The 17,337-nt window shown below is 46.6% G+C and carries 18 protein-coding genes; 8 read left to right on the top strand and 10 right to left on the bottom strand.

Annotated elements, in window-relative coordinates:
* Positions 1-42: 42 nt before the first annotated feature.
* Complete coding sequence (locus MTO69_RS15380; protein WP_248335280.1) at positions 43-1,341, bottom strand: MFS transporter; 1,299 nt, start codon at positions 1,339-1,341, stop codon at positions 43-45.
* Between the two features lie 261 nt (positions 1,342-1,602).
* Here MTO69_RS15380 and MTO69_RS15375 point away from each other — a divergent pair, with 261 nt between their 5' ends.
* The 4 genes from MTO69_RS15375 (at position 1,603) to MTO69_RS15360 (ending at position 5,029) form a co-directional block, all read left to right on the top strand.
* Complete coding sequence (locus MTO69_RS15375) at positions 1,603-2,577, top strand: amidoligase family protein (RefSeq protein ID WP_248335278.1); 975 nt, start codon at positions 1,603-1,605, stop codon at positions 2,575-2,577.
* Positions 2,550-3,215, top strand: coding sequence for a gamma-glutamyl-gamma-aminobutyrate hydrolase family protein (locus tag MTO69_RS15370; protein ID WP_248335276.1), 666 nt, complete (start codon positions 2,550-2,552; stop codon positions 3,213-3,215). The genes MTO69_RS15375 and MTO69_RS15370 overlap by 28 nt, the downstream gene beginning before the upstream one ends.
* Positions 3,212-3,640, top strand: coding sequence for a YqaA family protein (locus tag MTO69_RS15365; protein WP_248335274.1), 429 nt, complete (start codon positions 3,212-3,214; stop codon positions 3,638-3,640). The genes MTO69_RS15370 and MTO69_RS15365 overlap by 4 nt, the downstream gene beginning before the upstream one ends.
* 138 nt (positions 3,641-3,778) lie before the next feature.
* The gene (locus MTO69_RS15360) at positions 3,779-5,029 is read left to right on the top strand and encodes a DEAD/DEAH box helicase (protein ID WP_248335272.1); all 1,251 of its coding nucleotides are present in this window, start codon (positions 3,779-3,781) and stop codon (positions 5,027-5,029) included.
* A gap of 130 nt (positions 5,030-5,159) precedes the next feature.
* Here MTO69_RS15360 and MTO69_RS15355 read toward each other — a convergent pair whose 3' ends face one another.
* Positions 5,160-5,576 (bottom strand): VF530 family DNA-binding protein, encoded by a 417-nt coding sequence (locus MTO69_RS15355; protein ID WP_248335270.1) that lies wholly within the window; start codon positions 5,574-5,576, stop codon positions 5,160-5,162.
* Between the two features lie 399 nt (positions 5,577-5,975).
* Entirely contained in the window at positions 5,976-7,067 is a 1,092-nt protein-coding gene (locus MTO69_RS15350; RefSeq protein WP_248335269.1) for a GNAT family N-acetyltransferase/peptidase C39 family protein, read from the bottom strand.
* 67 nt (positions 7,068-7,134) lie between these two features.
* On the opposite strand from MTO69_RS15350, the gene MTO69_RS15345 reads away from it, so the two are divergent.
* Both MTO69_RS15345 and MTO69_RS15340 read left to right on the top strand, forming a co-directional pair.
* On the top strand, positions 7,135-8,586 hold the full coding sequence (locus MTO69_RS15345) for a RimK family protein (protein WP_248335268.1): 1,452 nt from the start codon (positions 7,135-7,137) through the stop codon (positions 8,584-8,586).
* Positions 8,587-8,898: 312 nt separating this feature from the next.
* Positions 8,899-9,264, top strand: coding sequence for a winged helix-turn-helix transcriptional regulator (locus MTO69_RS15340; protein ID WP_048624863.1), 366 nt, complete (start codon positions 8,899-8,901; stop codon positions 9,262-9,264).
* Between the two features lie 102 nt (positions 9,265-9,366).
* On the opposite strand, the gene MTO69_RS15335 is transcribed toward MTO69_RS15340, so the two are convergent.
* The 4 genes from MTO69_RS15335 to MTO69_RS15320 all read right to left on the bottom strand — a co-directional run bounded on the left by MTO69_RS15335 (position 9,367) and on the right by MTO69_RS15320 (position 11,886).
* On the bottom strand, positions 9,367-9,906 hold the full coding sequence (locus MTO69_RS15335) for a redoxin domain-containing protein (protein ID WP_248335267.1): 540 nt from the start codon (positions 9,904-9,906) through the stop codon (positions 9,367-9,369).
* Between the two features lie 91 nt (positions 9,907-9,997).
* Positions 9,998-10,648, bottom strand: coding sequence for a DsbA family oxidoreductase (locus tag MTO69_RS15330; RefSeq protein WP_248335266.1), 651 nt, complete (start codon positions 10,646-10,648; stop codon positions 9,998-10,000).
* Positions 10,649-10,724: 76 nt separating this feature from the next.
* Positions 10,725-11,291, bottom strand: coding sequence for a carboxymuconolactone decarboxylase family protein (locus MTO69_RS15325; RefSeq protein ID WP_248335265.1), 567 nt, complete (start codon positions 11,289-11,291; stop codon positions 10,725-10,727).
* 10 nt (positions 11,292-11,301) lie between these two features.
* Positions 11,302-11,886 (bottom strand): NAD(P)H-dependent oxidoreductase, encoded by a 585-nt coding sequence (locus MTO69_RS15320; protein ID WP_248335264.1) that lies wholly within the window; start codon positions 11,884-11,886, stop codon positions 11,302-11,304.
* A gap of 304 nt (positions 11,887-12,190) precedes the next feature.
* Between MTO69_RS15320 and MTO69_RS15315 the strand changes: the two genes are divergently transcribed.
* Together MTO69_RS15315 and MTO69_RS15310 are read left to right on the top strand one after the other, a co-directional pair.
* A complete protein-coding gene (locus MTO69_RS15315; protein ID WP_248335263.1) occupies positions 12,191-13,402 on the top strand; it encodes a low temperature requirement protein A in 1,212 nt (403 codons plus the stop codon).
* Between the two features lie 30 nt (positions 13,403-13,432).
* Positions 13,433-14,200, top strand: a complete 768-nt coding sequence (locus tag MTO69_RS15310; protein ID WP_248335262.1) for an ion transporter — start codon at positions 13,433-13,435, stop codon at positions 14,198-14,200.
* A 68-nt stretch (positions 14,201-14,268) separates the two neighbouring features.
* Here MTO69_RS15310 and MTO69_RS15305 read toward each other — a convergent pair whose 3' ends face one another.
* From MTO69_RS15305 to MTO69_RS15295, 3 genes are all read right to left on the bottom strand, one after another.
* On the bottom strand, positions 14,269-15,495 hold the full coding sequence (locus MTO69_RS15305) for an RNA polymerase sigma factor (protein WP_248335261.1): 1,227 nt from the start codon (positions 15,493-15,495) through the stop codon (positions 14,269-14,271).
* 3 nt (positions 15,496-15,498) lie between these two features.
* Positions 15,499-15,858 carry a YciI family protein gene (locus MTO69_RS15300; protein ID WP_248335260.1) on the bottom strand — a complete coding sequence of 120 codons (360 nt, stop codon included), beginning with the start codon at positions 15,856-15,858 and terminating at the stop codon, positions 15,499-15,501.
* Between the two features lie 176 nt (positions 15,859-16,034).
* Entirely contained in the window at positions 16,035-17,237 is a 1,203-nt protein-coding gene (locus MTO69_RS15295) for an MFS transporter (protein WP_248335259.1), read from the bottom strand.
* Positions 17,238-17,337 lie beyond the last annotated feature (100 nt).

The following is a 17,337-nucleotide window of genomic DNA, read 5'->3' as shown; positions in this document are numbered from 1 at the left end:
CAACCATTGGTAAAACTCCTGAGGGTCAAATGCGGACATAGATTAAATCTCCTTGAGTTTCAATGCCACGATAAACGCAGAGCCACTACTTAATAAAAATAGCACCAGTACCGCGGTGATATCCCATTGTGCAACGGCCGCGCTCACTAGGCCGTATATCAATAGGAGAAAACCAATGACCGTATTACTCACCGACACGTAGTCGGTACGCTGATTGCCGTCGGCCATGTCGACCAGGTAAGTTTTTCGCCCCAAACGAACCCCTTGATGTGTCACCGCGAGAAAAAAGTACATCAAAAGGTAAACGGCTAAGCTCCCCTTAGATGACAAGTTTGGTTCAATGATTGTTTGAAAGAGTACTGTGAACAGAAAAATAATGGCGGACAGCGCCGCGGTGAGCAACAACACATAGCGACTACTGCGATCGGCGAGTAGCCCCCAGAACAGACCACTGACCAAGTTAGCTAATCCTGTCAGTATCACAAATAGCACAGCACCGCTTACATCAATATGAGGCGTAGCAAGTAACACAATAAAGGGAGCGGCGAGACCAGAACTCATCAATAGCGCACGTATCACGACAAAGCGTTGGAATTGAGTATCGCTGCGCAAAAGACTGAGATTGCTTATTGCGATTCTAAATCCGTTGCCAGCACCTTCAGTGGCGCCGCCATATTCAACAATCAGCGCAAAACAGATGGCAGCGATCAGCCAGCAAAGGCTAGCAATGACCAACATGGCAACCATAAAGTTAATCGACTCATACTCCGACACCAGTATGCCGCCACTGATCAGTATTGTAATGACGCCCGACAGACTGGCGCTTAGACCATTTAGGCGACCGCGCCGAGCTTTAGGAATGGTTTTTCCGAGTACATCTTTGTTCGCAATAGAGCAGAGCCCTCGGCTAAGAGAGAAAACAATCAGCAACGCGACAATCGTCCAACCCAGTGTCGCGCCATCTAGTTGAATAGCGGAAACCGCCATTAAAGCAACAGCCGCCCCCTGCAAGAGTGACCCGATGACATAAAACTGCTTGCGCTGCTGAAGTTGGCGGACGATTCCACCTAATAGCAGTTGCGGGATCAGAGAGCCAGATTCACGAATAGGAACCAAGAGCGCGGTGAAAAAAGCGGGAGCGCCAGCGGAGGTAAGTAGCCAAGGGAGCACGACTTTGCTACTGGTGAATGAGTCTGCTAGCTTGGTGCTTAACTGAGCGATGAGGATTTTAAAGAAATTGCCCGGAACTTCTCGACAAGCAGAGTCGGAGATTCCAGTACATGCCCGCGCATCTTCCTCGTTTGAGAGCCTTTGGTAGAGTGTCGTACTGTTGAGTTTCATTGGTATCCTCCAACTTCATGTGTACGAGTGTTGGTCGAAATAAGTTCATTAACGCTATCAATCATCAACTTAAGATCTTGTTTAAGTTGCCACCCAGCGCAGCGTTGTTGAATCGACGGGAGTATTCCTATTCCGAAGATTTAGTAACTTTAAAATGCCATTACTTTGGGCTTGGCAAATGTACATTTCCATTTCGCTGTTTTTGCTCTGGAACTCAGTCTGCTACACTGAGAGATTCATTCTCAACCTTGGTGTCTACGAATGAAATTTAATCTTCCTGCCCAGCACAAAACCGCGATAGGCGCGGATCGACGAGTGGGTTTCGAGTTAGAGTTTACGGGCTTAACTCTTGAAGCTACTGCTCAGCTCGTACAATCCACGTTTGGCGGCAACGTTGAACACAGTACCGCAGCGGAGTTCCTAGTTCACACTGATTCGTTCGGTAAATTTACCATTGAGCTCGACTGGAGCTACCTCAAGCGCAAAGCGAGCGAAGCGAAGCAGCAAGACGACGGTCATGAATGGGTCGAGTTACTTCAGCAAGGCGCTTCAAACATTGTCCCGCTAGAAATTGTCTGCCCGCCTGTATCGATAATGCAACTTTCTCAGCTCGATCAACTGATACCCTGCTTGCGTCAAGCGGGGGCGCAGGGAACCGATAGCTCAGTGCTTGCCGCCTTTGGTGTGCATATAAACCCGGAGCTACCTAACCTCGATGTTTCAACCATTGAGCGTTTCATAAAAGCCTTTGCTTTATTGCAATGGTGGTTGGTTGAAGCACATCAGGTCGATGTGACTCGAAAGTTAAGCCCCTACGTGAACTTGTATCCCGAAGACTACATTTACCAACTTGTGAGTCAGTCATACCCAGATCTTGATGCGCTCACGGATCACTATCTTGAGCACAATCCGACCCGAAATCGCGCCCTCGATTTGCTGCCGCTGCTTACTGAAATCAACCGTCAGCGGGTGCTAACGAAGGTCGATGACCAGCTTATCAACCCTCGTCCTACTTTCCATTACCGCTTGCCAGATTGCCAGATTGAAGACGAAAACTGGAGTCTTGCCAATAGCTGGAACCTTTGGTGTGTGGTTGAGCGGCTAGCTGCTGACCCTCAGGCTATAGACCAGTTGTCGAATAAGTTTATTGAGATGACGCGACCTTTGATAGGTGTAAATCGAGACGCATGGTGCAAGGAGGTATCACAATGGCTCGTCGACCGCGAGTGGGTGTAACGGGGAACGCAAGTCGATGGTCACCATCTTGGTGGTGCACAAAAATGGCCTTGCTACTGGCGGGTGCCGAACCCGTTCGTCTGAGTGTTCGGCATCCATGGTCAGGTGAGGCATTTGATGCGCTAATCATTGGAGGCGGGGATGATATTGACCCTGAGCACTACGGTGGCGATATTAACCAAAAAGTGAAACTCGACCCAGAACGCGACAAGTTGGAAATACGGTGGATAGAGTGGGCTTTAGAGCAGCGTGTTCCACTACTGGGTATTTGTCGAGGAGCACAACTGATTAATGTCGTTAAGGGAGGCACTCTCTACTCTGATATTCGCCACATGCGCAAACTCACTTATAATCGACCAGGACTATTACCCACCAAACAAGTGAAGCTACACAGCGCATCGCATTTAGCTAGCCTATGCCGTAAGAAGCATCTGCGTGTTAACAGTCTTCACCATCAGGCCATTAAGCAACTGGGAATTGGGCTGAAGGTTGTCGGCCAAGATCTTGATCTCCTAACTCAAGCTGTCGAAAGCTCAGAAGGTGAACTGATTATTGGTGTTCAATGGCACCCTGAATATTTGTTCTACTTACCTGCACAGTTCGCCATATTTCGCTGGCTAAAGCAGGCCAGTGAATGATTACGAGTTATCTACTGCTGTTTGGTTCTGCTTTTTTAGCAGCAACCATATTGCCGTTTTATTCCGAAGTCCTCTTATTCATCTTACTTCAGGAGGGCGGCGAACCCTGGAAGTTGATCGCAGTTGCGACCTTGGGCAATACCTTAGGCGCAGTCGTGAACTGGTTTTTGGGACGTGGCTTACTCCATTTTAAGAACCGACGGTGGTTCTACTTCAATGACAGCCAAATCAATAAAGCACAACGTTGGTTTCAGCGATATGGTGTTTGGAGTCTATTGCTAGCCTGGCTTCCGATCGGTGGAGATGCGTTGACCCTTATCGCTGGCATCTTCAAGGTCAGGCTATTGCCATTTCTACTCTTAGTTGGGTTCGGCAAGTGCTTGCGTTATATCGCAGTAGTATATCTAGCAGGTTGGTTGACTTAGATCTCTGCGAATCAACAACGAGGTAATTTCCTCTAGTGGTGATATTAGTTGATGACGACTAGTCCATTACCACTAACATCGTTGCACCAAATAACATAAGATACACGGCCTTTATTCAGCTTCGAGCCACTGAAAGTAATGACAGATAAATCTCAGCCAGCAACATTTGCCTACCTTGGTCTTATTCCTAACTTAATCGAACGATTAGAAGCGTTAGATTACCTGCAACCGACGCCAATTCAATCTCAAGCTATTCCTCTTTTGCTTAATGGCAAAGATATGGTGGGTGGGGCCAATACGGGCTCTGGCAAAACTGCTGCGTTTTCGCTGCCTATTCTGCAAAAGATCCTTCAGCAAGGTGGATCCAACGATCGTCGTGGCAACTATGTCTCTCACTTAATTTTAGTGCCGACTCGTGAGCTAGCCTCTCAGGTGGCATACAAGGTTAAATCCTACTCGTATCATGTTAGAGATAAGGTTAAAACAGTTGCGGTATTTGGTGGCGTATCGGCGAACCCCCAAATGCTGGCGTTGCGTGGTGGGTGTGACATCATTGTCGCTACACCGGGTCGATTGCTCGATCTCGTTTCTAACAACGCCATCAAGTTGGACCAAGTGAAAACCTTAGTTCTTGATGAGGCGGATCGTATGTTGAGCCTCGGATTTACCGACGAACTGAATAGGATTGTTGAACTTCTACCCGAGAAGAAACAGACGCTGTTATTCTCAGCAACCTTTCCCGAAAAAGTCACGACATTAGTCGATCACTTACTCCATGATCCTGTAGAAGTTCAACTACAGAGTGCTGAAGCAAGTACCTTGGTGCAGCGCGTGTTTAGCGTCAACAAAGGCGAGAAAACCGCGGTACTGGCGCACTTGATTAAAAAGCATAAGTGGCGACAGACGCTGATTTTTGTCAATGCTAAGAATGCTTGTAATCATCTTGCGCAAAAACTATCAAAACGCGGGATCACGGCAGAAGTGTTCCATGGTGATAAAGGTCAAGGTGCTCGTACTCGTGTCCTTGATGGATTTAAGTCTGGAGAAATCCAAGTTCTTATTGCTACCGATATCGCCGCCCGTGGCCTTGATATCGAAAAGCTCCCGGTCGTGATTAACTTTGATTTGCCTCGTAGCCCGGCTGACTATATGCACCGCATCGGACGCAGTGGCCGCGCAGGAGAAGTAGGGCTGGGGTTATCGCTTATTGATTACGATGATTACCATCATTTCAAAGTGATCGAAAAGAAAAATAAGTTCCAGCTTGAACGTGAGCAAGTCGCAGGGTTTGAAGTGGAAGATGACCAAAGTGAAGCTTACTTTGCGCCCATGAAGCCGCGTGCAAAGCCTGCTGGAACAGGAAAAAAGAAGAAAAAGCGTAACCAATAGGTGACGTTGGTTGTGAATCGCCTCATTTTTTGACTTTTATGGAAGGCGAAGCGAGCTTGTTATTCGCTCTCTGAATCGCAAAAAAAGAGCCGGACTGCGTGCGTTAAGTTAGGCTCTTTTTAAGAGAGAACTATCTACGCGGCGAGCGTCCACCACGAGGTGAGCGTTTGTTAAATGCAGACGCGGCTTTAGCTTGCGACTTAAGAATAGAATCCACCGTAAGCGGCATCGGCTCTTTAGGTTCAAGACCGTGAGGAAAGGTTCGTGCTCTTGGCGGTAAGTCATATTCCTCAGCACTCGCGCGAGGCATACGCTTAAATCGATACAGGTAAAAATTCTCTAGCTTTTCTCTCGCCCATTCGGTTTTCTTTAAATACTTTACGCTACTCGCAATCGACGGTTTGGTGTGAAAACAGTTAAAGCGCATCGCGGTATCGAGAATGTCCCAACCATAAAAATCCACCAACTCTTGCAACATAGTTTCTAGCTTGAGTCCATGCAGAGGGTTATTTTGTTGCAGTTCGATTCTTTCTTCGTCAGTCATCATTTTCGCGGCCTCACTCGTTGATGGGCGGAGTTTAGCAAAGTATAGAGTGTAGAGATATCTATACTCATGTTAAAGCAGTTGGAACCGTTTATGGATAGCGCTGACTATAGCAACCCCAAGCGTGATGACAAAGCTGGCCTATATCGCCCTAGAGGAGAGCCATCAGCAAGGTAGCCCAGAAGAGCGGGGGTTAAGTCTTGCGTTTTGCTTGGCGAGGTTTCCTACATTTGAAGTAAGCCATCAATTACTAGTAATCTAGCAAGCTCACTGACTGACTTCTGTCCAAAACTGAGCCAGAGAGTGAGACAAACGTTGTGCAATACGCCTCACCTCTCGCTCTTAACAGTCAGCCTCGAGAACGTGCTTTGTAACACTAGACGGCTGATCTCCTATTCATCGTTACTGTTTGGGACTAATGACCACACACGCGGTATGTCGTTGCTTACCAAAGCCGATGACCTGAGACAAGACCGCTTTGCCGACGGTTACGTGCGCCGAACCTAACGCATCCAGCTCAGATTCCGCATGGGGATCATGAATAAAAAAGAACTGCTCGCTCATGCCGCTTAACACAACCCAGTGCGGCTCTTTGCTGCCGTTAAAGCGATAGGTGCTAATAAGCAGCAGTACGCTTGCGCCTTCGTCAACCCAACGTTCTAATTGGATTAGTGATGGCGGAGAATCAATAATATCGACTTGTTGCTCCGCCAGTTGCTGGCAAAAGTCTTGATGAACAATTTCAATGACTTGCTTCTTGTTCTCATCTCGCACACTGTCAATAAACGGTGTGGATTGAGATTGGCTCCACAGCTCAACATCATAACCTCGTCTTGCAGCGGCCAGTGCCAAACCATGACCACTGCATCCCCCGTGACCAGAAGCCATGAAAATCGTCGTCGCCTCGCGCCAAAGTTGCAGCTCTGCACTGCGCGTCAGAGGTTGATCTTTATCGAAATGAGCGAACGCCATAAGTAGTGACGCGGCACCACAGGTAAAGGGGGTGGTTTGAACGTAAAGTGGCATATTTAACAACGTCTTAGGTCCATAATGACTCAAGCGTTTTTGCATCTTTAGTCCATCACATAAATCGTCGTAATAATGGATCAGCAGCTTGAGGGTTTTATAGCCCAATTTCTTGTATAAATTTATCGCGCCTATATTGTCTTCTCGCACTTCTAGTCGTATTGTTGTGAAGCCTTTTTCGACGGCAGCGCGCTCACACATTTCGATCAACGATTGTGCAATATTTCGTCCCCGGTACTGCGACATCACCGCGATAGAATAGAGTCTCGACAGTTGTGTTCCTTGGTGAAACAAAACTAATGCATAGCCAACCACCTGCTCATCGCACTGTGCTACGAACAAAGAAGAATGTTCAGATTGGATAAACCTTTTCATCTGCCGTGGTGAAATTCTATCACTGGAGAAAAGTGATTTTTCCAACTGATTTAACGCACTGAGATCTGTGATTTTCGATTGACGAAAAATCATGCGATACCTTATAAAAACGAAAACTAACAGGTACTCATCATACCTTGAATATAAAGGAACAAGATAGATGGCAAACCTACTAATTGTTGCCGATCAAACCAGTGATTGGCAGCAATACTTTCCGTCCGAACAAGTGGTGAGCGTAGCGCAATACCTCGACAGAGATTGGCAAACGAGCCAACGCAACGTTCAAGTTGTGAACCTGTGTCGTGATTACAGTTATATGAGCAGTGGCTACTACTGTTCTTTGATGGCTGAGGCCCGTCGTCACCGTGTGATCCCGACGGTTACAGCCATTAATGACATTTCTCAACCCATGTTGATGTCGTCAAATTATCTTAAACTCAGCAAGTTACCCAGTGATTTGACGACTTTGGACTGCAAGATCTTTTTTGGCCGCACGCAACAAAAGGGGCTAGAGAAGCTTGCCCGTCATCTTTTTGAGCAGTTTATGATTCCGATCATCGAACTCAAGATGACCAAACACCAAGCGCAGTGGCAAATCGAATCAGTGACTGCCTTTCCGTTCCAAGAACTCCGTGAACAAGAAGAAAACTTCTTTATCGAGTCGCTTGAGCTGTTCTCAGATAAGGTCTGGCGTAAACCAAAGCAGGTAAAAAAGTACCGCTATGATCTGGCAATGCTGGTCGATGAAGAAGAGAAAATGCCGCCGTCGGATGCCTCGGCATTGAAGCGCTTTAGGCGAGCTGCGGGTCGTTTGGGGATGAACTTAGAGACGATTGGCAAAGACGACATTTCACGTCTGGGCGAGTTTGATGGTTTGTTTATCCGTGCGACCACCAACATCAGCAACTTCACATACCGTTTTGCGAAGACTGCGGAAAAGCTCGGCTTGGTGGTGATGGATGACTCTGAGTCGATCATGAAGTGCACCAACAAGGTGTTTTTGACTGAGCTGTTGAAAAACAACAAAGTCCCTGCGCCTACGAGCGTGATTTTGAATCGCTTTGACCCAGATTGGCAAGATGACTTGCTGAGCGAGCTCAACTTCCCGATGGTGCTTAAGATTCCTGATGGCGCCTTTTCTCGTGGTGTGGTGAAAGTCAAAAATCAAGAAGAACTCGAGCGCGAAGCGGCGGGACTGTTTGAGAAAAGTGCACTGATTTTAGCTCAAGCGTTTATGCCTACCGACTTTGACTGGCGTATTGGTGTTTTGAATCACCAAGCGATTTTTGCCTGCAAATACATGATGAGTCGCGGTCACTGGCAGATCTACCAACATCATAATAGCGGTCGTGTTTCATCGGGTAGCTTTGAGACACTCGACCTTAAACAGGTGCCAAAGAATGTCGTTGATGTTGCCGTCAAAGCGGCCAATTTGATTGGTAATGGTTTATATGGTGTCGACTTGAAAGAGATCGACGGTCAAGTTTACGTGATTGAAGTTAATGACAACCCAAGTATTGACCATCATGTTGAAGATGCTTTCCTCGGCGATCTTCTCTATGACCGCCTGATGACGGAGTTTTTGCGTCGTATTCAAATGCGCGGCTTTTAACCCTCTCTTACTTCACTTCACAGGCCGTTACTCCACGTAACGGCCTGGTTTAATGACCAATCTAATCTTTTCCGGCTGGGCTATTGTTTTAAATCGGATTTAGGCCTCGCTTTTTAAGCTCGTTATCAACTAGGTTACTAAAAGCATACTGATTGTATTCAATCTCTAGGTAACTAAAATATACCGTAAGACGCTCGCCATTAGGTGCCCACTCATACACCTAAATCGCCGTGCGGATTCAATAACTCTGAGTGACGTTTTTATTGTCAGTGCTGATAAGTTACGTTACTTCTCAAAATGACGCGGAGCTGTATGAAAGCAAAAGTTGAAGTTGACCCAAAAGGGCGTAAGAGCGTTGTTGATGCGTGTACCGAGCCTTGTGCGATCGAAAAAGGCATGAGGATTTTGGGCTCCAAATGGAAGGGCTCCATCATCTACCATCTGAAAGATGGCCCTGTGAGATTCAATGATCTTTCCAGAATGTTGGGAGGTGCAAGCAAGAAGATGGTTGACCAGCGTCTAAAAGAGCTGGAAAGTGAAAACATGGTGATACGCCGTGTGCTCAATGAAAAACCGCTGGCAGTCAGTTACGAACTCACCGAGTTTGGGCGCAGTGCGTTAACGATTCTCGATGAATTGAGAAAATGGTCAGAAAGCAACAATGTGCAACTCAAATAATGAATGTTCCGCTTAAATAGCGTGAGTAACCTTCATCGCTTCCCTTTTATAACGTAGCAAGGCAACCTAAACGGTTGCCTTGTCGCATTTCGAACTGGAGGTTCAGTAGTCTAGTGTGCCACGGATAGGGTAGTGATTTTCTGGGTTACGAATCCATGCCAAACCTCGGGTCAGGGCACCGAGCTCAGGTCTGACAAACGGGTTATTGGATAGGTCAACCACGTGCAGATTGCTGTGTTCATTGACCACAAACAACCCCGGCTCTGCAAAGTTATGGTCGGTTTCAGCTTCGGAGCGTGGTAGTGATATGTAGAGCCCCAGAGTCTTCATTTGTTGCTCAGTAAGACCATAGGCGATTGGAAAACTGATATCGAGCTTTTCTAGGTGTTGCTCCAATTGTTGCTTCGAGTCACCAGAGACAGCCAGAATATCAACGCCCGCCTCACTAAAGGCCTGTTTATAGGTCTCAATTTCATTGAGGTACTTGGTGCAAAGTGGGCAATGTTTACCACGATAGACAAATACTGCTTGCCATGTTGCATCACCTTGAGGTTGACCTAGCTTGACTTTGGTTCCATCAAGCTTTGTTGCCTCTAATGTAGGAAAAGCGTCACCCGCTTTGAGTTTTTGTGAGTATGTCATCTTGGCTCCTGGGATTGAGGTCACAACGAGTTAGAAAAAGATAAGCAACTAAGAAACAAGTTGCAACCGGTATGCTTTTAGTAACCTAGCTTTAATTTGCCTGAGCCATTAATTCAGCTAAGATCTGTTTGTAGCCTTCTACGGGATGCGCGCCAGAAACGCCATGTTCTCTATTGAAAATCACCGTTGGCACACTCGATACGCCCATTTTTTGCCACTGTTTCTCTGTACTACGGATTGAGCTGCGTCGCTGCGCATCATTTAGCCAGCGCATTCCTTCTTCAGGGTCAAGGCCTACTGAGATGAGCTCTTGCTTGAGCATTTCACGGTCAGAGACGTCTTTTTGCTCACTGAAAAATGCGATAAATAAACGTATTTTTAGTTCAGTCTGCTTGCCCAAACTCTTGGCGTAATCAAGAAGGACGTGCGCATCAAACGTATTCACCATTTTCATGTCATCAAAGTAGTTAAACTTGAAGCCATGCTCCGCACCAATACTGGCGATACGAATACGCGCGTTCTTACTTTCCTCTGCGCTACTGCCGTATTTACGAGCAACGTGCTCTCGAAGGTTTTCACCTTCAGCAGGCATATCAGGGTTCAATTCAAAAGGCTGCCACTCAATATCGATGCGATCTTCAATGCCAAGCTGTTTGATAGCCTCTTTTAAATGGTTGTATCCGATGATGCACCACGGACAGACAACATCACTAATAATGTCGAGCTTAATGGTATTATTCATATAAGTTACCTACTCAAAGCACTGTGCTAACGCGGCAAACAGTGCTTCGATTTGCGTTTGCTATCTTTGACTGAGTTTAACGTTCGCTAGGATGCGTCCAAGCAAACTTCTGGAATGGCGCATCCGGCTGAGTGTGTGCCAATGCGTTAGTGAAGTTTGAGATAAGCTTAGCAGATAAGCCAGTCAGCACTTCCAGCGCTTGACGTTTAGTAAATCCAGCGTCGAAGAATGCTTGCAGTTTTTCATCACCGATATGACCACGGTTATCAAGCAGTGCCTTGGTAAAATCATGCAGTACTTGTAGCTTCGGATCAGGAATGGCGGTGCCTTCACGCAATGCTTCAATCACGTCATCTGGCATTTTGCCGGCCTTCATCATCCATGTATGACCAGGAACACAGTAGTGACAGTTATTTTCAAAGTTTGCAGTCATAAACACCACTTGTTGCTCCAATGGACTGAACGTTGTGTTCTTCATAAACAGGTCGAAAGCTGTGTTGTATGCTTCGTAGGTTGCCGGCGCTTCGGCGAGAACGGCGTGCAGGTTTGGTAACATACCGAAGCCTTTTATTGACTGAGCGACCAGTTCTTTAGACTCATCAGGGGCCGTTTCTGCATTGTAGTAAGTAAATTCAGTGCTCATGACTACCTCCTTAGAAGTGTTCGCCTAGGTGCGCTTCAAAGCGAGCAAAGTCGTTCTCAATGTCTGCGTTTTTCATTACGTCATAGCAAGCAAATGTTGGCAGTGCAGTCATGCCAAAGAAGCGGAAGTTTGCGTGCATGTGGAACATCAAATCATCCACACCGCGACCTTGGAATAAGTATTCGCTATCATCATTAAATGACTCTTCTGGCGCATTGAATGTGAAAGAAAGCATGTATTTGGTATTGGTACGAGTGCCGCCTGTCCCATAATTTTTCTTTGGTTCTTCTGGCGTTCTGCCATCAAAGGCACAGAGCGCACCACCCATCCCCGCTGTGAATACTTCATCCATGTATTTCTTGAAAGACCATGGGATGGTCATCCAGTTGACAGGTGACTGTAGGATAACTCGATCTGCCCATTCAAAGTTCGCCAGTTGCTCGTCAACGACGATGTCATCTTGCATTGTCACTACGCGAACTTCGTGGCCCTTTGATTCTAACTGGGTGCGAGCTTTTTCAACTAAAGCCGCATTGAGTTTGCCTTCAGAAAATGGAGATGGTTCGTGTGCGTTAATGATTAGAACGTTACTCATGATATTAACCCTTCAATATTTGGATGTTTACCGAGCGAATAGTGATTTCGCTGTGTTGCGGTTTATTATGGTTACCTACATTTCGAGTGCAATTAGTTAACTTTTAGTAACCACCATGAAGAACGGTTGAAATGTTCTTAAGTGTTTGTTTAATCGAGTTTTAATTTTTTAGATTGGAGTGGGAATATGAATGGGTAGGTGATGAAAGGTTACCAAAAGTATACTAATTGAAAATATTGGTGGGGTTACCATACTGAACAGAACATGCGGCTTAGCGCAGTGATTTTGTAAAGGACGTAACTTTATGGATTTAGCCAAGAAACATCCATTATGGCGCAAACCCAAGCATCATCTGGATGCGGAGAGCAGCAGTGATCATGTGCACTGGATTGAGCTTTTTTACGATTTGGCTCATGTGGTATCGATTTTCGTGCTGGGAAATTACTTAAGTCATCACCTTGGCTTTAGTGGATTCGCCGTATTTGCGATGTTATTTATCGTGATTTGGTTTGCATGGTTTGACATCAGCCTTTTTAACTCGATTTATGTCAGCACTGATGTACAACACCGTTACATTATGGCTGCGCAGATTGTCACCATTATGATTATGTCATCCGCTATCGTGCATATTGGTGGCGCAGGGTGGATGTACTTTGCGCTAGGTTATGCGCTCAATCGAGCGATAATCTCGCTGCTCTATTTTAGGGCCAAAACGGTAGAAGAAAGTGAAAGATGCCTACCAAGTCATATGTCTAGAAGCTTTGCTATTGCTTCAGTCATCTTTTTAATCAGCGCGTTCCTGTCTGCGCCATACAGTTATATGGCCTTTGCAGTAGGCATGCTGGTTTTAGCCGCGTTGTATGTCGCTCCGAGATTGGGTGCACTGAACAATAAGCGCTTCTTACCACGCTTTGGACATATGGCTGAGCGCTTTGCACTGCTTTTATTGATTGTTGCAGGTGAAGGCTTCTTTAAGCTTGTTATCACCCTTGCGGAAAAAGGCATTGATGATGTGGTTGGCGACGTATTTGTTAACTACGCGTTTGGCGGCCTATCAATTTTCGTATTGTGCTGGATATATTTTGACTTTGTAGGCAATGGTAAGCCGCGCGACAACGCGCCTAACACATTCATTAAGTGGACGGTCTCTCATCTGCTTTTGATGCTGTCTGCGGTCACGATAGGCGTCGCATTGTCAGCAGAGGTCAAAATAGGTTTTATGGATCAATACCCGTTCAAATATGCATTGATAGGCTGTTTGGGCTTAGCAACTTACCTGTATTGCTTACTTAAGATTCAAAATGTTATCGAGCTTCGTACCGCCCACCGATTTGCTACTGCGAACGTTCGCTACTTTGGCATCACGCTTTGCTTCGTGACCTTGGTTATCGTGCCATTTGTTCCTTCAATCGTGGCTAACCTTCTATGGGGAGCGGCCTTGTTCTCTCAGATCCTGATCCCGGTGAGAACCGCATTTAAGACTCTGACTCGAGAGGCGAACCAAGCACTCGATTGAGCGTTTTCGTCTTCAAGGTAGTTCGGCTAAATGTTTCAATGGATTGCTACTATGTATCGCCCCAAAGTACCGGAACACATTACCAGCTTTCAACTAGCAGTATTGGTTCTATCTGTATTTGTTGTTGCTTCCCTTGCAATTGAACTTGTCTTTAACCTGCCACCTGACGTCCTGCAAATTCTTATCTATGTTGATACATTTATTTGTGCGATTTTCTTTATTGATTTTGTTCAGCAGTACCGAGCGGCGCCGTCCAAGCTTGAGTATATGAAGTGGGGTTGGCTTGATCTGATTTCTTGCATTCCATTGATGGAGATGAATCAGTTTGCACGTTTAATTCGCGTTTTTCGTTTGGTGCGTGCGATCAAGTCTATCTCTATGATTTCTCATGCAATCAATGAAAACAAGGCTTCGACGTCACTGCATTTCATGGTGGTGACTTCGCTAATGATGATGCTGTTTGGTTCGATTTACATCCTTTATCTCGAGAAGGATATGCCGGGGGCCAACATCCATACCGCCGGTGATGCGTTTTGGTGGACGTTCGTCACTATCACTACGGTTGGCTACGGTGACTTTTTCCCGGTCACATTGGAAGGTCGCATCGTTGCCATAATATTAATTACAACCGGTGTTGGTATGTTTGGTAGTTTTACCGCGGTTTTAGCCTCATGGATTATGGACGCTTCTGACGAGCGAAAGATGGAAGTTCAGATTCTAGAAGAGGTGGATACTCTCAAAGCAGAGCTTCGGGAGATGAAAGCACTGCTAAAACAGCAAGCGGAAAGAGATGACTAGTCTGCTATGAGAGCAGAAACTCTCCCAATTTGTGTTCGGTCAGTTTCATTCCAACCACGACTGAACTATTAAGTCAGTTCACGCAGGGTGAGCTGTAGAAATTTTCGTGTCGCCTCACTTTGTGCCTTCTCAATCGCCAGTTTATAAAACGTGATGGCTTGAGAATTCTGTCCTAATTTCCTCAGAACATGCGCTCGCGCTGCGTACCAAGGTTGATAATCTTCCAGCTCGGGCTTTAGCTCGTCCAACTTGTTGAGAGCAAGATCTGGGTGACCAGCCTCTGCAACGACTGCCGCCCAGTTTAAAGCGACAACTGGAGTTGGTTCGAACTGCCACAGAGATTGATAGAGCAAACACATCTGATGCCAATCCGGGCTGGGCTTTTGCATATGACAATCCGCAATCGCAGCTTTGATCTGGAATGGGCCGGGTTGTCTTTTCTCTATGGCATTAGCAAGCAAGTCGTGAGCTTCATCGATTGTTGTTTGATCCCAAAGTGTCGTGTTTTGTGCTTCGATTGGTACCATAGCGCCATCGGCACTGATGCGAGCAGAGCTTCTGGCATTGGTCAGTAGCATCAAAGCCAGTGCCGCTTCGATTTCAGGATCATTCGGGCGAAGCTGATTGAGCAGTCTGGCCAAAAAGATGCCCTCTTGGCATAACGAACGCGGGCAGTCCGTTTCCATCAGGTAACCTGTGGTAAATATCAAATAAATCGTGGTTAATACGGTGTCCAGTCTGTCATGCCACCTCTCTTCATTGGGTACAGAGAAACTCACCCCTTTCGCTTTTAGCTTTACTCTGGCGCGATACAATCGTTGTCCCATTGTTTGTTCGTTATCCAAGAAGGCGGCGGCAATTTCCTTGGTGGTTAAATTGCAGACGGTGCGAAGGGTTAAGGCGATACGCGACTTTTCTTCCAAGGCAGGGTGACAACAGCTAAAGATAAGGCGTAAACGTTCATCTGGAATGGTGTCGTCTTGGTGATATGACTCATCAAAGGCGAGAAAATCGACCAGTTCCTCGGCTTTACGTTGCTCTCGTTTTGCTGTGCGAAAATGGTCGATGCCCTTGTTTAGACCGACTCTCAACAGCCAAGCAGTGGGATTGTGAGGTAGGCCGGATCGCGTCCAGTGCTTAAACGCTGCGATCGAGGCCTCCTGCAATGCATCCTCGGCCAATTGAAAGTCGTCAAGTCGAGAAATAAGCCCAGCCAAAAGCCGCCCTCTGTCTTTGTTTAACACATCATTAATCGCATGACTGACAGCGATGGCTTTTGAAGAGGCGTTATTCATCGGTTAACCTGCTTGGTCGTAATCCAACAATGGACGAACTTCAATGGTACCAAACTTAGCTATTGGAATGATTTCTGCGCAACGCAATGCAGCATCCAAATCGGGAACATCAACGATGTAGTATCCGCCCAAGTGTTCACGAGTTTCCGCAAAGGGGCCGTCCATCGTTTCCACCTTCCCGGATCTAACCCGAAGCGAAGTGGCCGTTTCAATGGTCTGCAACCCTTCACCGCCAACCAGTACGCCATCTTTTTCGAAAGTCTCTGTGGTCGCGGCAAAATCCTTCATCATCTGGTCGAATTCGGGGGTACCAAATGCTGGCTCTTGATCCGGTGCAGCGTAAAGCAAAAGCATGTATTTCATGGTCAGTTTCCTTCTGTTTTGTGGTTTCATAGTCAAGGACGTTTTTGCTTTGCCATTTTCGACATCAACGAAAAAAGTTTTTTGCCTTGCGAATCTACAATAGAACAGAGGATAAGCGCTTATCAATGATCAGATAGGTTTTAGGTGCTCGATAGCGGTATCGAGCACCTCAGTGATTATGATTGATATTGGTGAGTATTAAGGTCGATACATTGCTTTTCGCTACGTGTATCAAGGCGTCCACTTATTCTTGTCAGTACAAGCGCCACAATTACGATCAAGGCGCCTATCCATGGGGTATGCATCAAGCCCATTTGCGACACAATCATACCGCCGCCCCAAGATCCGAGAGCAATACCCACGTTAAACGCCGCAATATTTAGACCAGAGGCGACGTCTACCGCATCGGGGGTGAACTTTTCAGCGAGATTGACCACGTAGACTTGCAATCCAGGCACGTTGCCGAATGCAAAAGCGCCCCAAACCAAGATGGTCAACACCGCTGCGATGGGGTTAACCGCTGTAAAGTTAAACACAACCAAAATGGTAGCAAGTCCGGCAAAAATAATCGTTAGCGCTTTTATCGGCCCCATCGTATCAGCCATCTTTCCGCCCCAAATATTACCAATGGCTACAGAGACACCATATACCAGCATGATTAGGCTGATAGCATTGGCGTTAAATCCAGTCTCTTGTTGCAAAATGGGTGCGAGGAAAGTGAACGCAGTAAAGGTACCGCCGTAGCCGAGCGCAGTGATTGCATAAACTAACAGTAATCTAGGTTGAGTGAGCACTTTTAGCTGCGATGAAAGCTTAGCCGCGGCGGGTTGTTTTAGGTTGCTTGGCACTAAGAAGGCGCTGCCAATCAACGCAATGAGCCCCAACAAAGCAACAACGAGAAACGTTGATTGCCAGCCAAAGGTTTGGCCGATATAAGTGCCAAGCGGCACGCCGGTGACGAGTGCCACGGTTAATCCAGTGAACATAATCGCAATTGCGCTTGCGGCTTTCTCTTTGGTAACCAGGCCAGTGGCAATGGTCGAGCCGATAGAGAAAAACACACCATGGGCCAAACCAGTCAGAATTCGAGCAACAACAAGGGTGTTGTAACCTGGTGCTTGCCATGCCAGTAAGTTACCTACCACAAATAGCGACATAACCGTAATGAGAACGTGTTTACGGTTCCATTTTCCTGTTAGTGCGGTTAACACAGGTGCGCCGACGGCAACACCAAGGGCGTACAGGCTCACCAATAATCCAGCTGATGGTAGTGAGACGTTTAGGTCCGAAGCCATGGTCGGGATCAATCCCACGATCACAAACTCTGTGGTTCCAATAGCAAAGGCGCTGAGCGTCAATGCGAGAAGTGCTAGTGGCATATCATGTACTCTCTTTTGTTAGGTTCTAGTCCACAGCGGCGAATGTGTTGGTTAAATAGTCGCGCCGCTGTGAGTTGATGCGGGGATTTTGCGTGTAAAT

This window comes from Vibrio sinaloensis (genome assembly GCF_023195835.1).
In the GTDB taxonomy this organism is placed as follows: Bacteria; Pseudomonadota; Gammaproteobacteria; order Enterobacterales; family Vibrionaceae; genus Vibrio; species Vibrio sinaloensis_C.
This window is presented reverse-complemented; position numbering and strand designations above follow the sequence as displayed.

Bases quoted from the DNA above. Each gene is read 5' to 3' on its own strand.
- MTO69_RS15380 (WP_248335280.1), bottom strand. From the start codon at position 1,341: ATGAAACTCAACAGTACGACACTCTACCAAAGGCTCTCAAACGAGGAA.
- MTO69_RS15375 (WP_248335278.1), top strand. From the start codon at position 1,603: ATGAAATTTAATCTTCCTGCCCAGCACAAAACCGCGATAGGCGCGGAT.
- MTO69_RS15370 (WP_248335276.1), top strand. From the start codon at position 2,550: ATGGCTCGTCGACCGCGAGTGGGTGTAACGGGGAACGCAAGTCGATGG.
- MTO69_RS15365 (WP_248335274.1), top strand. From the start codon at position 3,212: ATGATTACGAGTTATCTACTGCTGTTTGGTTCTGCTTTTTTAGCAGCA.
- MTO69_RS15360 (WP_248335272.1), top strand. From the start codon at position 3,779: ATGACAGATAAATCTCAGCCAGCAACATTTGCCTACCTTGGTCTTATT.
- MTO69_RS15355 (WP_248335270.1), bottom strand. From the start codon at position 5,576: ATGATGACTGACGAAGAAAGAATCGAACTGCAACAAAATAACCCTCTG.
- MTO69_RS15350 (WP_248335269.1), bottom strand. From the start codon at position 7,067: ATGATTTTTCGTCAATCGAAAATCACAGATCTCAGTGCGTTAAATCAG.
- MTO69_RS15345 (WP_248335268.1), top strand. From the start codon at position 7,135: ATGGCAAACCTACTAATTGTTGCCGATCAAACCAGTGATTGGCAGCAA.
- MTO69_RS15340 (WP_048624863.1), top strand. From the start codon at position 8,899: ATGAAAGCAAAAGTTGAAGTTGACCCAAAAGGGCGTAAGAGCGTTGTT.
- MTO69_RS15335 (WP_248335267.1), bottom strand. From the start codon at position 9,906: ATGACATACTCACAAAAACTCAAAGCGGGTGACGCTTTTCCTACATTA.
- MTO69_RS15330 (WP_248335266.1), bottom strand. From the start codon at position 10,648: ATGAATAATACCATTAAGCTCGACATTATTAGTGATGTTGTCTGTCCG.
- MTO69_RS15325 (WP_248335265.1), bottom strand. From the start codon at position 11,291: ATGAGCACTGAATTTACTTACTACAATGCAGAAACGGCCCCTGATGAG.
- MTO69_RS15320 (WP_248335264.1), bottom strand. From the start codon at position 11,886: ATGAGTAACGTTCTAATCATTAACGCACACGAACCATCTCCATTTTCT.
- MTO69_RS15315 (WP_248335263.1), top strand. From the start codon at position 12,191: ATGGATTTAGCCAAGAAACATCCATTATGGCGCAAACCCAAGCATCAT.
- MTO69_RS15310 (WP_248335262.1), top strand. From the start codon at position 13,433: ATGTTTCAATGGATTGCTACTATGTATCGCCCCAAAGTACCGGAACAC.
- MTO69_RS15305 (WP_248335261.1), bottom strand. From the start codon at position 15,495: ATGAATAACGCCTCTTCAAAAGCCATCGCTGTCAGTCATGCGATTAAT.
- MTO69_RS15300 (WP_248335260.1), bottom strand. From the start codon at position 15,858: ATGAAATACATGCTTTTGCTTTACGCTGCACCGGATCAAGAGCCAGCA.
- MTO69_RS15295 (WP_248335259.1), bottom strand. From the start codon at position 17,237: ATGCCACTAGCACTTCTCGCATTGACGCTCAGCGCCTTTGCTATTGGA.